Source organism: Corynebacterium marambiense, assembly GCF_016342275.1.
In the GTDB taxonomy this organism is placed as follows: Bacteria; Actinomycetota; Actinomycetes; order Mycobacteriales; family Mycobacteriaceae; genus Corynebacterium; species Corynebacterium marambiense.
Genome location: NZ_JAEIOT010000007.1, coordinates 92,097 through 105,388, shown reverse-complemented (window position 1 = coordinate 105,388; position 13,292 = coordinate 92,097). Strand labels below are relative to the sequence as shown.

Annotated in this window: 8 protein-coding genes; 7 read left to right on the top strand and 1 reads right to left on the bottom strand. The window is 62.8% G+C overall.

Annotated elements, in window-relative coordinates; all coding sequences use genetic code 11:
* Window positions 1–555: 555 nt before the first annotated feature.
* Window positions 556–4,470, bottom strand: a complete 3,915-nt coding sequence (locus JDV76_RS05595; RefSeq protein WP_198735898.1) for a Rib/alpha-like domain-containing protein — start codon at window positions 4,468–4,470, stop codon at window positions 556–558.
* 512 nt (window positions 4,471–4,982) lie between these two features.
* On the opposite strand from JDV76_RS05595, the gene JDV76_RS05590 reads away from it, so the two are divergent.
* The 7 genes from JDV76_RS05590 (at window position 4,983) to JDV76_RS05560 (ending at window position 13,079) form a co-directional block, all read left to right on the top strand.
* Window positions 4,983–5,174 carry a ubiquitin-like protein Pup gene (locus JDV76_RS05590; RefSeq protein ID WP_198735897.1) on the top strand — a complete coding sequence of 64 codons (192 nt, stop codon included), beginning with the start codon at window positions 4,983–4,985 and terminating at the stop codon, window positions 5,172–5,174.
* A 5-nt stretch (window positions 5,175–5,179) separates the two neighbouring features.
* The gene (gene pafA / locus JDV76_RS05585; protein ID WP_198735896.1) at window positions 5,180–6,625 is read left to right on the top strand and encodes a Pup--protein ligase; all 1,446 of its coding nucleotides are present in this window, start codon (window positions 5,180–5,182) and stop codon (window positions 6,623–6,625) included.
* Window positions 6,622–7,614: a helix-turn-helix transcriptional regulator gene (locus tag JDV76_RS05580; RefSeq protein ID WP_198735895.1), complete on the top strand. Its 993-nt coding sequence runs from the start codon at window positions 6,622–6,624 to the stop codon at window positions 7,612–7,614. Before pafA ends, JDV76_RS05580 begins: the two co-directional genes overlap by 4 nt.
* A complete protein-coding gene (locus JDV76_RS05575; protein WP_198735894.1) occupies window positions 7,611–8,600 on the top strand; it encodes a helix-turn-helix transcriptional regulator in 990 nt (329 codons plus the stop codon). The genes JDV76_RS05580 and JDV76_RS05575 overlap by 4 nt, the downstream gene beginning before the upstream one ends.
* A 54-nt stretch (window positions 8,601–8,654) precedes the next feature.
* On the top strand, window positions 8,655–9,062 hold the full coding sequence (gene tatA, locus JDV76_RS05570; protein ID WP_198735893.1) for a Sec-independent protein translocase subunit TatA: 408 nt from the start codon (window positions 8,655–8,657) through the stop codon (window positions 9,060–9,062).
* An 88-nt stretch (window positions 9,063–9,150) separates the two neighbouring features.
* On the top strand, window positions 9,151–10,188 hold the full coding sequence (gene tatC, locus JDV76_RS05565) for a twin-arginine translocase subunit TatC (RefSeq protein ID WP_376992949.1): 1,038 nt from the start codon (window positions 9,151–9,153) through the stop codon (window positions 10,186–10,188).
* Between the two features lie 71 nt (window positions 10,189–10,259).
* Window positions 10,260–13,079 (top strand): DEAD/DEAH box helicase, encoded by a 2,820-nt coding sequence (locus JDV76_RS05560; protein WP_198735892.1) that lies wholly within the window; start codon window positions 10,260–10,262, stop codon window positions 13,077–13,079.
* The last annotated feature ends 213 nt before the right edge of the window (window positions 13,080–13,292 follow it).

Below are 13,292 nucleotides of genomic sequence, written 5' to 3'. Positions count from 1 at the left end.
ACGGCGCATGCATGACAGAACCCGGCCCCGGAGGTCTCCTTCCGCTGATCTGCGGAGTGGACCCCCGGGGCCGGGCTCATGCAGTCGGCCTCCGTAATCCCGCAGGATCACGGAGTGGGCTCATGATTTTATGCCTGGGTACGCCGGGAGGTGAGGTCCGCCGGGCATCTGAACCTTCAGGAAGTGGACGGTGGCGGCCCCGTGTTCCGGATTGATCGTGACCACCGACTCTGTGAATGTGACACCCACGGCACATGTTCCGCGGGTCGAGTCGGCCGGCACCTCGCAATCACCGAGCATAGTGAATGCGTCTCCGTAGGAGGCGGTGTCTGTGGGTTCGGCCCACCCTGTGACAGGTACGGCTGAGTACCGGTGAAAGGAACCGACGAAACCTGAGCAATCGCACCGCGGTCTTTCCCTGGGGAAGGTACCGCAAAACCATTCACACGCCGAGAACCCCGACCCCGGGCGATCATGACCTCAGTGCGTGCAGGCCATGTACCCCGGGCCGGGGTCATCGGATGATCAGGTTCGCCGTAGCTACCTGTTGTTGCGTTAGAACCTCGGGAAACCGGGCACCTGCATCCTGAGGAAGTGGATGATCGCTGCGATGACGGCAAACAGGACGCCCACTGACAGCAGCCCCATGATGCCGCCGGTCTTGGTCCCCCCGGCGACACTGCCGGTGAGCTTGTTGATAAGAGAAGACGAACCGGACGGTGCCGGAGTGTTGTCCTCCGCAGCCTTCACAGCGACGGTCACGGTCGACTCGTCCTTGGTGCCGTCAGCGTAGGTGACGGTGACCATGGCCTGGATCGTGGCGTCCCCGGCATCTGCCGGGGCTTCGTAGGTGACAGCGCCGGTGCCGGTGTCGATGGAGAATCCGTCAGCCGGGGCACCGGAGAATGCGAAGGTGGTGTCAGCCGGGGCCGAATCGGTCTCGACGGTGTCGGTGCCGGTCATGTCGAAGGTCGGTGTGACTGCCACGGATTCACCGGCCTGCACCTGGCCGTTGGCGTACACCGGAGTGTACTTGGCGTTGTCATCGATTTGCTGCGCGGCAGCGGAGACGATGAACACGGCGATGGCGGTGTCAGTCGAATCATCTGAGTACGTGGCGGTGACGGAGAACGCGACGTTCTGGGCTTCCGTGTCAGCAGCCGGTGTGTAGGTGATGACGCCGGTGTTCTCGTCAATCACCGCTCCTTCGGGGTTACCCGCCGGGGCGAGTTCGAAGGTGGTCCCGGTGGGGATCTTGCCTTCCTCGATGTCATCCGTGCCAGCCATGTCGGCGTAGGGCGCGGACGTTGCGCTCTCTCCGGCGGTGACATCCGTGTTCGGGTAGAACAGGTTGTACTTCGAGCTTTCCTCGGGTTCCGGGGTGGCTGCCCCATTGACCTTGATCAGGCCGGTGGCGGGCCGCGCGGAGGTCGTTCCGTCACCGTAGGTGGCCTGGACGTAGAAGAAGTAGCTCTGTCCGGCCTGATCGTCGGTGGGGGTGAAGGTGACGACACCGGTGTTCTCGTTGAGGTTCATGCCTGCCGGGCGTGCTTCATCGTCCTTGTCGACGAACTTGAATGTCGTGCCCGCGGGCATGTCGACGACGGTGTAGGGGCTAATTGTTGCAGCTTCGGGAGTCGCCACCGCTTCCTGTCCGGGATCCACAATGACGGTACTGGGATAGAAGACGCGGATCTCGCTCTGGGCGGGCTCGTCCTTCTTCACGTTGATGATCGTCCCGGTCTGCTGGGTCTTCCCACCCGGGAAGGTCACCTCGACCCGCGGATAGATGGTCTGCTCGGCGGCATCGGCGGGAGCCACGTAGGTGATGGTTCCCGTCGTGCTGTCAATGCTGACCCCGGCGATGTCCTTGACGAGACGGAAGGTAAAGTCCTCGGGGATGTCCTTCTTCTCGCTCTCGGCTTCGATTCCGCCGAGCTTCGGCGTGGTCGTTGCGGTCTCACCGGGGGCGACGGTGATCGCATCCGGGTACCAGACCTGCTCGGAGTAAGTCGGCGTCGCGGCCTCAGCCTTGAGGGAAACACCGCTGAGCTGGGTGCTTCCATCTTCGGTGAAGGTCACGCGGATCTTGATGTTCTTGACGTCATCGGTCGCTTCGGTCGGGGAATAGGTGACCACACCAGTCCTCTCGCCGATCGAGGCACCTGCGGGGACATCGCCCTCGAACACGAAGGTCGCGGCCGGGACATCCTTGTTTTCACCGTCAACAACGAATGCTGGTGCAACGGTGCCAGTTTCACCGGCGGTGACGGTCAGTGCGTCTTTACCGTAGAACACCTTGCCGGTGTCCGCGATGGGATCGGCGGCGGCGCTGACCGTAAAGGTCACTGTGTACTCGTCGGTGGTCGTATCCGGATAAACGACCAGAACAGGGACTACGACATTGGTATCAGCCTGGGTTTCGACGGCGTTGAGAGTGACTGTTCCGTTAACACCAACAGTTACCCCTTGAACATCATTCGTGATGTAGAATTTTGTCCCCGTCGGCGCAGTACCCATCTCAATTTCATCAGTGACGACCATGTCGAAGGTCGGCGCGGGTGTGGTCACCGGAGTACCGACGGTCGCTTCCACGGCCGTGTCGTCCACCGTGGGCTCGTAACGGATCGCATCATTGTACTCGCCGACGGTGACGCGCTCGACGGTCGAATCGGCCGTCATCCCCGACATCGTCTTGGAGATCGTCGCGAGCTTGGTGTGGTTGTTGCCCCATCTGTCGCCGTCCTTGGGGACCGTGACGATCACCTTGTCACCCGTCGAGATGAGGTTGTTGTAGTCGGTGTTGCTGTACTTGAAGATCTCGGTCGCTTCGTCCAGAACGACGCTGTCCTGGACGGTTCCGTCCGCTGCACTCAACGCGGTGAGTGTCTTGTTCGCGGAGCTGAGGATGTAGAGAGAATCGCCGTCAGTGCCGACTCCACCAATGGTCTCGAACTCGGCGGCAGCGGTGTTGGTGTAGATCGGGGTCAGCTCACCGTCGGCGTAGCGGTAGAAACCGACGACGGTGTGCTTGTTCGCGTCTGATTCCTTCCGGGCGTTGTAGAAGGCGACGATGTCGCCGTTCGCGTAGAGGCCCCGGACGACCTGGAAGTCCGCGAACAGATCGGCGGCCCCGGTCAGGAGCGAGGCCTTGACGTCCGCCTTCGGGGTGATGTGGATCGGGGTGGCACCCTTTCCTTCCGTGACCTCGTAGTCATGGTTGAAGATCCATGTCCCGTCGGGGAGAGCATCGAGGCTGCGGTCATCACCGAAGGACAGGCCGTAGGCCTCATCGGTGTAGTACTCGCCACTGTCGTCGATCTCGGGGTGGAGTTCCTTGGCCGAGGGAAGTCCGGTGACCGTCTTCTCTCCGGCGGCTGTGATTTCGACGATGCGGGCGTAGGTGGGCTCCGTGTTGTACTTGGGGACGAGAACGATACCGAGGGTGCCGTCGGACTGCCGGGCGAAGCCTGTCACGTGCCCGGTTTCCCCGAGCTGAGCGAACTCGGCGGTACCGGTGATGCTTCCGTCGTCGCCGAGAGCCCCGGTCTTGATGACGTTATTGTCGTCGATCCAGTACAGGGTCTTCGTAGCGGTGTCGGCGACGACCAAGATGCTCTCGATACCGGTAACGGAGACGCTCTCGGAGTGATCCGCGTTGAACAGTGCCGCGTCGATTCCGTAGTGGTCGGCGACCTGGAGAACGGTTCCGTCGTCGAACTCGATCGTCTCCATCATGTCGCCGATGCTCAGATCGGTCTCCGCGGCGGAGTACTTCTCAACGGAGATCTCGGTGGACTGATTCTCCTCGGTTTCGCCCGGATAGGTGAACTCGACGTTCTCGAGCGCTCCGGTGCCGAGGAAGGCGTTGTCGGCCGCCGCGTCGGTGGCGGTGGCTGCGACATCGACCCAAGTGGTGTCGGTGTCGCTGTTGTTGAACCTAGCACCGGAGAAGTCGAGGGTGGCCAGTTCGACGGTCTCGGGGCCGAACCACTCGGCACCGTCCTTGGTGGAGTGGACGGTGGCGGAGACGGAACTCGTGCCATCGGGGTCCACGGTGACGACCGGGTCGGTGAGGGTCACATCGACCTTGCAGGTACCACGGGAGGGATCTGCGGCATCCTCGCACTCACCAAGGATCGTGACGGATCCGGTGTAGCTGACGGTCTTCGCCGCGTCGTTCATGGAGACGTAGGGGAAGACGAACTGCTTTGCTTCGACGTCGTAGCGGGCCCCGTCGGCGGCCTCGAAGGAGGTCGCCTTTCCACGGAACATCTCGTTGACGCCCCAGCGGAGTGCGTCCGTCTCGGCGGCGTAGACCTGCCTGGCACCGTCGGTGGCTTCCACACCCTTGGTGTAGGTGGCATCGGCGAGTGCGACACCGACCGGGCTGATGGGGGAGAGAGTGAGCGAGAGGCAGACGATCGCTGCCAATCCTGCTCGGGACATGCGGCGACTTGATTGAGCCATTCAGATTATCCTTATTTTTGCTTCACGTATTCGCGAAGGGGGAGACCGGCGTGATGGTGAGAGGCGCTCACCAGCCAAGAGAAACCACCCTCGTCGACATACCTGTACTTGCTGGCGACAGGGTTTTCACCTGTACGTTTCATGCGTCCAGAGTGTTCCGGACGGGCGCCCACACCCATTCAGATATGTTAGACGGGACTTACAAGCAAACAATCTAACACAGATTAGGCTAAGTTTGTCCACCATTAGACAGGGGTCAAAACCCATGCTTAGCACAGGTTTTATTAAGCATCTAGTTACTCTTGAGACCCATTCTCGGCGCTACACATCCTTGTCGTCGGTTTTCTACACGGTTGTCTGCCGTCCGTGAACACGATTCAACATGCCCCCGGGACGGGTAACTCCGGTGGTCGCTACAGTTGAACCCGGAACGAATACGGCGTGGGCTCACCGTTCCAGACGGAGGCCGCCGACAAACCGGTACCTGACACACGCCTAGGGAAGGAAACACAATGGGAAACAATCCGAGCATTCACGCCGGAGGCGGTCGTGGTCACGGCGACGACGATCCCACCGATCAGGGAGTGGGACAGTCGCAGATAGACACGCATGGAACTGACGACCTACTCGACGAAATCGATGGTCTCCTGGAATCCAATGCCGAGGAATTCGTCCGCTCGTACGTTCAGAAGGGCGGACAGTAACCACCATGATCGATTCGGCAGCGGGAGCCCTGTCCAGGCGGATCATGGGCGTCGAAACCGAGTACGGAATCTCCTGCACGACAGCTGACGGCGGCCGGATCATCCCCGATGAACTTGCTCGTCAGATGTTCCGTCCGGTGGTGGAGGAGCATTCCAGCTCGAATATCTTCACCCCATCAGCGGCCCGTCTCTACCTCGATGTCGGTTCACATCCGGAATGGGCTACCGCCGAATGCCGCTCGATCACACAGTTGCTCAACCACGAGCGCTCCGGAGACCGGGTGATCGATGACCTCGCTCTGCGGGTCGAGAGCGAACTGGGCACGGGGGCACGCGTCTACGTGTTCAAGAACAACGTCGACTCCATCGGAAACTCCTACGGATGTCACGAGAATTATCTCGTGAGGCGGGAGTTGTCGTTGAAGAAACTCGGGCTGGCGCTAGTCCCGTTTCTCATCACCCGGCAATTGATCGCCGGAGCCGGGAAGATCTACCGCCCATTCCCCGGTAGCCCGAGTGAAAGGTACGGGACCGGGTTCTGTGTGTCGCAGCGCGCCGATCACGTCTGGGAGGGTGTGTCCTCGGCGACCACCCGCTCACGGCCGATGATCAACACCCGCGATGAGCCGCACGCCGATTCCGAACGATTCCGCCGACTCCACGTCATCGTCGGCGACTCATCGATGGCGGAACCGACGTTCGCATTGAAGATCGGTTCTGCTCTCCTCGTGCTGGAGATGATCGAAGCCGGGTTCCCTCTACCGGAGATCGAACTCGCCAATGATGCAGCGGCGATCCGGGACATCGCCCGCGACCACCGTGGCAGGACGGAACTCCCGCTCGCCGGCGGAGATACTGTCACCGCCCTCGATCTCCAGGATCGGTACTGTTCCGCAGCGGAGAAGTGGCTGGGGGTTCGGGAGCCTGCTGACGGATCCACCCCGCCGGAGGAGCTGACTCGCATCGTCGGTCTCTGGCGCCGGATGATAACCGCACTGGACACGGGTGATTTCTCGGCGGTGGACACCGAGATCGACTGGGTGATCAAACGGAAGCTGATCACCCGATACCAGGACAGGCTGGGATCGGGACTCGAACATCCGAAGCTGGGCCAAATCGATCTCGCCTACCACGACATCCGGCCCGGCCGCGGACTGTATTACGCCCTGATGGACCGGGGGATGATCGCGAGGTGGACCACCGATGACGCCATCACCGCCGCCATGGACACCCCGCCGCAGGACACCCGTGCCGCATTGCGGGGCAGATTCCTCGACCACGCCCGGGCGGTGGGTGCACCGGTGACCGTCGACTGGATGCGGCTCCGGGTCAACCGCCCCGAGCCGCAGGTGGTACAACTCGGTGATCCCTTCGCCTCGGAAGATGCGCGCGTCGATGACCTCATCGCCTACATGGACGCACACGCCGCGGAGTACGGCCCGACGTCATGACGGCCAAGGACGAGGCTCTGGAACGACTGGTCAATCTCACGTTCGCCTTCCTCGATGCAGAGCAGAACGGTGGCCGGAGATTGCTCACTGCGTCCTGGGTCCGAGACAACGTCTCCGGTTACTCCGACCGCAGCGCGGACGCCGCACGAAAGATGTTCACCAGGGATCTCGCCGTGCTTCGTGCCGCGGGCGTACCGATCGAGATCGTCGCAAATCCGGAGGATCCGGGACAGACCGGATACCGGTTGCAATCCGAGGAGTACCCGCTGCCGGAGGTGAGCTTCACTCCCGCGGAGGCCACCGTCCTCGCGCTAGCGGGTGACATGGGACTCGGGCAACGTCTCGCGGCCTTCGCCAGGTCGGGGTGGACGAAACTGGCCGCCGCAGGCGCGTCGAGAGAACTCGGTACCGTCCCGGTGGTCAGCATGCTCAACGATACGGCGCACCTCGGGCCGCAGACCCTCGATACCATCCTCGGAGCGTGCCGACACCGGCGCCGAATCCGGTTCTCGTATTCGCGCGGACCCGTGGACGAGGTAGTGACCCGCACGATGGATCCGTGGGGGCTGGTCAACCATCGGGACCGCCTGTACATGGTGGGCTACGACGCTGACCGGGATGCGGTACGCAGTTTCCGGATAACCAGGGTCAGCGAAGTGCGAGAATCGGGACCCGCATCCCATCCCAAACCGGGTGATTCGGATCTCCAGGATCTGGTGGCCCGCTCGCTCGGGAGGGGCCGCGATTTCGTCGACGTCCGATTCCGGGCCACCGCCGGATCGGCGGGAGAATTGACCAGATCCGCGGACCACCTCAGCGATGACATCCATGTTTTGAGAAACGTCGAACGGGATTGGTTTATCCGGATCGCCGCCGCGCACGCCCCCCAAGTCACTGTGATGGAACCGGACGATATCCGACTCGCGGTCATCGAGACGCTGACCAGGGCCGCCGAACGACACGCCACAGAGAACGGGGATCCGACATGAGCGGAAGCAACAACCGACGCAGGGGTGGGGACCGACTCGGAGATCTCGTTCGGATGCTGAATCTGCTGCCTTATTTCGACGCGCACCCGGGACGGTCGATCATGGAGGCAGCGGGCGAACTCGGTTACCCACCGCAGCAGATCATGGACGACCTCAACCGACTGTGGTGCTGCGGTCTCCCGGGAATGGGCCCCGGAGATCTCGTCGATCTCGACCACTCCTATCCGTCCGTGCGGGTCACCAACAACCAGGGAATGGATCGGCCCCTCCGCCTCACCCCCACCGAGGCCGGTGCTCTTCTCCTAGCTCTCGAATCACTGGAGAATGTGGGCGGGTTGACCGACCGAGAGGCGGTGGTCAGCGCCGCCGAGAAACTCCGTAACATTGTCCCCGACAGTACGGTCGCGGTCGTCGACTCGGTCGTGTCCGATGATTTTCATTCATCCACGTCCCCCGTCCTCGAGACCATCCGGGACGCACTCGACGGCGGAGGGATCCTCGAATTCGAGTACTACAGTGCGGCCTCCGATACGACGTCCCGTCGGCGGGCAGTGCCGGCCCGCGTGTTCACCAAGGAGGGCAACACATACGTCTCAGCGTGGGACACAGCAGCCGGTACACACCGCACGTTCCGTCTGGACAGGATGAGTGATGTCGGATCCACCGGTGAATCGGGGGATCCGCACCTCGACGAGCTCGCCTTCGATTCAGAGGACCCCTTCTCCTTCGCCACCGTCTCCTGTCGCGCCGAGGTCCGAATCCGTGAAGACGCGGTCTGGCTCGCGGATTACGTCCCCTTCGAGTTGCCTCCGGATTCGACTCCGCTCGACGGCTTCTACCGCGCACACATGCCGGTGTCCTCCCGAGACTGGTTCGTGCGGTTCATCCTGGGGCAGGGCGGCCGGGTGATCGTCGACAGTCCCGCCGACCTGGTCGCTCAAGTGTCGAAGCGCGCCAGGGATGGGCTCGGGGCGTATCATCGCTAGAAAAGGAGAGCCACCCCGCTCCCTCCTCACCCGCTCGTATGAAAGGCTTTCTCCATGACCCCAGGACCCCTTGAACTGGCCATCATCGCCGTCGTCGTGCTGGTGCTGTTCGGTTGGAAGAAACTTCCCGACGCCGCCCGCTCCATCGGTCGATCGATGCGTATCTTCAAATCCGAGGTCAAGGAGATGAAGAACGACGATCAGGTGGCGGACAATGCCCCCTCCGGGCAGCAACCCGGCCACGTGGTTCCTGAACCGCGGGAGCTGACCCAGAACCCCCAATCCCCGCAATACCCGCAGCAGGGATACGGTGTCCCCAATCCGCAGGCAAACCTCCAGCAGCCCCCGACTCCCGCACCGGGGTATCAGCAGCAGCAGGGATATCAGACCCCGCAGGGTTACCAGCAGCCGATGCCACCCGGGTACCAGCAGCCGAACCCGAACGACCCCAGGCAGCAGTAACGAGCCCGAGTGAATATGCGGGCATCCCGACGCCCGCCTGACCCGATGCACCCGTATTTCGGTGCATCGAACACGGAGCGGAACACTAATCTCCATGAGCACACCCACCCCGAAGAAGCGGCTCATTCCTCGACGCAAGGGGAACTCAGCGCGGTCCAGCGACGGAACGATGACCCTGGTCGAGCACATCAAGGAGCTCCGTCGTCGGCTGATCATCTCCCTGATCGCGCTCGCCGTGGGAACGGTGCTGGGCGTGATCTGGTTCGAGCACTCCGTGTTCGGTCTGCCCACCCTGGGTTATCTCCTCCGCGAGCCCTACTGCAGGCTCCCTGACGAGGTGCGTGCCGACTTCTCCGCGGACGGCAGCTGTCGACTGCTCGCGACCGGCCCCTTCGAGATGTTCGGCCTCCGGTTCAAGGTCGGTGGCCTGGCCGGTCTCGTCTTCGCGTCGCCGGTGTGGCTGAGCCAGCTGTGGCTGTTCATCACGCCCGGCCTGCACAAGAACGAGCGCCGTTCGACCGCGATCTTCGTGACGGTGGCGGTCGTCCTCTTCGTGCTCGGTGCGCTCCTCGCGTACTGGGTCATCAGCTTCGGATTGGAGTTTCTGCTGACATTCGCCAGCGAGTCCTCGACGACCGCGTTGAACGGCAAGCTTTACTTCAGTTTCCTCATCGGCCTGCTGCTGATCTTCGGGGTCAGTTTCGAGGTTCCGTTGATCATCGGGATGCTCAACATCATCGGGGTGGTGACCTATGAGCAGCTGAAGGACAAGCGACGCATCATCATCTTCTTCATTTTCTGCTTCGCGGCCCCCATCACCCCCGGCCAGGAACCGATGAGCATGGTCTCGCTCGCGATCGCCCTGACCCTGCTCGTGGAGATGTCGATCCAGTTCTGCCGCTTCAACGACCGTCGCCGCGACCGGCAACGCCCCGAGTGGGCTGACCTGGACGACGACGAGGCCTCCCCTCTGTACAGTCCGGGTGCGGATCCTCAGAGCAGCGGCCCCGTCCGAGGCTCGGGTCCGGTGGCATCCTCTGGACCCCTGAATACACCCCCGGAGCGACCGGCACCGCGACAAAGATTCGACAGCCACGATAGTAGCGGTTTCGACGACGTTCTCTGACCCCCGCCGCCTCGACTGGGACGGCCACCGTTCATCGGGGCCGCGGCGTGAACCCGGGTAGCGTGGTACCCATGACGGATACCGCCACCCATCTCGATGAGTTCACCGCACGACTGGACTTTCCCCTCGACGCTTTCCAGCTCGAAGGGTGCCGCGCTGTAGAAGCTGATCACGGTGTCCTCGTCTGTGCCCCTACCGGCGCTGGAAAAACGATCGTGGGGGAGTTCGCGGTATCTCTCTCCTTATCCCGAGGCACCAAGTGTTTCTACACCACCCCGATCAAGGCTTTGTCGAACCAGAAGTTCCACGATCTCGTTGAGGCTCACGGAGAGGATTCGGTGGGGCTGCTCACCGGGGACGTCTCGGTGAATGCCACCGCGGAGATCGTCGTCATGACGACTGAGGTCCTCCGCAACATGATCTACGCCGGTTCGCCCGCACTCGACCGGCTTAGCCACGTCGTTATGGACGAGGTCCACTTTCTTGCCGACCGCTCCCGGGGACCGGTGTGGGAGGAGGTGATCCTCAACCTGGATGAATCCGTCCGGATCATCGGGCTTTCAGCCACGGTCTCGAACTCCGAGGAGTTCGGCGCCTGGTTACGGACAGTTCGGGGCGACATCGAGGTTATCGTCTCTGAACAACGACCGGTTCCGCTCGACCAGTGGATGATGCTCGGCAGGAAACTCTATCCGCTGTTTGAACCTGGAACCGGTGGCGAGGTCAACCGAGAACTCGAGAAGCACGTCCAACGATTGAACTCCGCGGAGATCGAACGCGGCTCCCAGACATATTCGGCGGGCGGCGGTTTCCGGTCGCGGAGCGCCGGACACGTGGAGGATCGTCGAGACCGGAGGCGCGGCGGTCACCGCTCCGGAAAACCCCGGGAAGGTGGGGTACCACGCCCGATGGGACGCCCCGAAGTACTGCAGGTCTTGCAGGGCAGGGACATGTTGCCGGCGATCACGTTCATCTTCTCCCGGGCCGGGTGCGACGGGGCGCTGCACCAGTGTCTCGGTTCCCGGTTGACACTGACCACCGAGGATGAGGCGAAGGAGATCGGCCGGATCGTTGATGCCGGGGTGTCAGACATCCCGGAGGTCGATCTCGAGGTACTGCGGTTTCGCCAGTGGCGTGCGGCCCTGACACGCGGGTTCGCGGCACACCATGCGGGGATGTTGCCGGCATTCCGACACATCGTGGAGGAACTGTTCACCCGGGGACTGGTCCGTGCGGTCTTTGCTACGGAGACGCTGGCACTCGGCATCAACATGCCCGCCAGGTCGGTCATCCTCGAAAAACTAGTCAAGTACAACGGGGAGGCCCACGTCGATCTCACTCCCGGTGAGTACACGCAGCTCACGGGTCGCGCCGGCCGTCGCGGCATCGACACGATGGGGAACGCGGTGGTGCAGTACGCACCCGCCATCGACCCACGGGCGGTGGCCGGACTGGCATCCACCCGCACCTATCCGCTGATCTCCACCTTCCAGCCCGGCTACAACATGAGCGTGAACCTCATCCGCACCATCGGCTACGGTCCCGCTCACCGCCTGTTGGAGAAGTCCTTCGCCCAGTTCCAGGCGGACGGATCCGTCGTCGACGAGGTCCGAGAGATCGAGCGTGCCGAGCGCAAGGTGGCGGATCTCCGTGATCAGCTGCAGCGGGCCGTGACCACGGCGAATCCACCGTCGACATACGGCGACCCGGTCACGGAGTTCCTGGACTACATCCGGATCAGGACCGAGTTGTCGAAAACGGAGAAGAAGGCGCGCCGCCGTCATCTCGAGGACCGGCACACCGAGACAGTCGTCGCGCTGCGGAAGCTCCAGATCGGAGACGTGATCGCACTCCCCACGAAGAAGCGCCCGATGCTCGCGGTCGTCGTCACCCCCGCACCAGATTCGAAGAACCCACGTCCCTGGATCATCACCGAAACCGGTTGGTCGGGGAGGGTGAACGCCGAGTCCTTCGCCGTCGCGCCGCAGATTGTCGGTCACATGTCCCTGGGCAAAGACGTGCAACGCAAACCCCGGAAAAACGCCCGCGTCGTGGTGCAGCAATTCCGTCGTGGGGACTATCCGCGCCCGAAGCGACTGCGCCACGAGACGCGGATCCGGGACACCGACCAGGTCAGGGAACTGCGTGCCGAGCTCCGTGCCCATCCGGCCCACGACTGGGCAGACCGGGAACTACTCGCCAGGACCGCGGAGAAGTTGGTCCGCAAGCAGCGAGATCTCGACAGGCTCGTATCCCGGGTCTCGGCTGCGACGGATACCCTCGGCCGCACCTTCGACCGGATCGTCGATCTGCTCGCGGAGATGGACTACCTCGAGTTCGTCACCGGGGAGGGTGATGCGGAGCCCACACCAGTCATCACGGAGGAAGGGGAGCGGCTCGCGCAGATCCACAACGAGTCCGATCTCCTGGTTGCGCAGTGTCTCCGTCGGGGTATCTGGAACGATCTTGATCCTGCGGAACTCGCCGGGGTGGTTAGCATGTGCACCTTCCAGAACCGGCGGGAGGTTCGCGGGGTGGCTCCGGACGCCGCTACGGATCGGATGGCGACCGCAATGAACGCCACGATGCGGATCCACGGAGAGCTGGTCTTTGATGAGCAGCGCCACAATCTCCCGGTTACTCGGGAGCCGGAGGCCGAATTCGCGCTCGCCATTCACCAGTGGACTGCGGGTGCGCCGATGGGCTATTGCATGGCTGCCGCGGCGGAGTCAGGGGCGGAACTCACCCCGGGCGATTTTGTCCGGTGGTGCAGGCAGGTGGTCGATCTCCTCGAGCAGGTGGCGAAAACAGGCTACACCGACGAGGTGAGGCGCAACGCGCGCACCGCTATCAACGAGATCCGGCGTGGAGTGGTCGCCCTCGGCTCGTGACCCTGCCGACTGCTCACCTCCCGACATGATCTCTGTGGCTCAGCGAACCGCGGTCAGGTGGGGTGTGATGAATGCCACCATCGCGATATTGACTAGTTCGCGGTGGCGGTACCCGACCAGGAGACTGAAGTCCGACCACCATGCCGTCGACGAGCACCGGGCCTCCGGAATCTCCGTAGCAGAACTAACTCCGTTCAGTGGGGACGCGTACCC

Excerpts from the sequence above, each read along its gene's own strand:
- JDV76_RS05575 (WP_198735894.1), top strand. The coding sequence starts at position 7,611 with ATGAGCGGAAGCAACAACCGACGCAGGGGTGGGGACCGACTCGGAGAT.
- JDV76_RS05595 (WP_198735898.1), bottom strand. The coding sequence starts at position 4,470 with ATGGCTCAATCAAGTCGCCGCATGTCCCGAGCAGGATTGGCAGCGATC.
- JDV76_RS05590 (WP_198735897.1), top strand. The coding sequence starts at position 4,983 with ATGGGAAACAATCCGAGCATTCACGCCGGAGGCGGTCGTGGTCACGGC.
- JDV76_RS05560 (WP_198735892.1), top strand. The coding sequence starts at position 10,260 with ATGACGGATACCGCCACCCATCTCGATGAGTTCACCGCACGACTGGAC.
- tatA (WP_198735893.1), top strand. The coding sequence starts at position 8,655 with ATGACCCCAGGACCCCTTGAACTGGCCATCATCGCCGTCGTCGTGCTG.
- pafA (WP_198735896.1), top strand. The coding sequence starts at position 5,180 with ATGATCGATTCGGCAGCGGGAGCCCTGTCCAGGCGGATCATGGGCGTC.
- JDV76_RS05580 (WP_198735895.1), top strand. The coding sequence starts at position 6,622 with ATGACGGCCAAGGACGAGGCTCTGGAACGACTGGTCAATCTCACGTTC.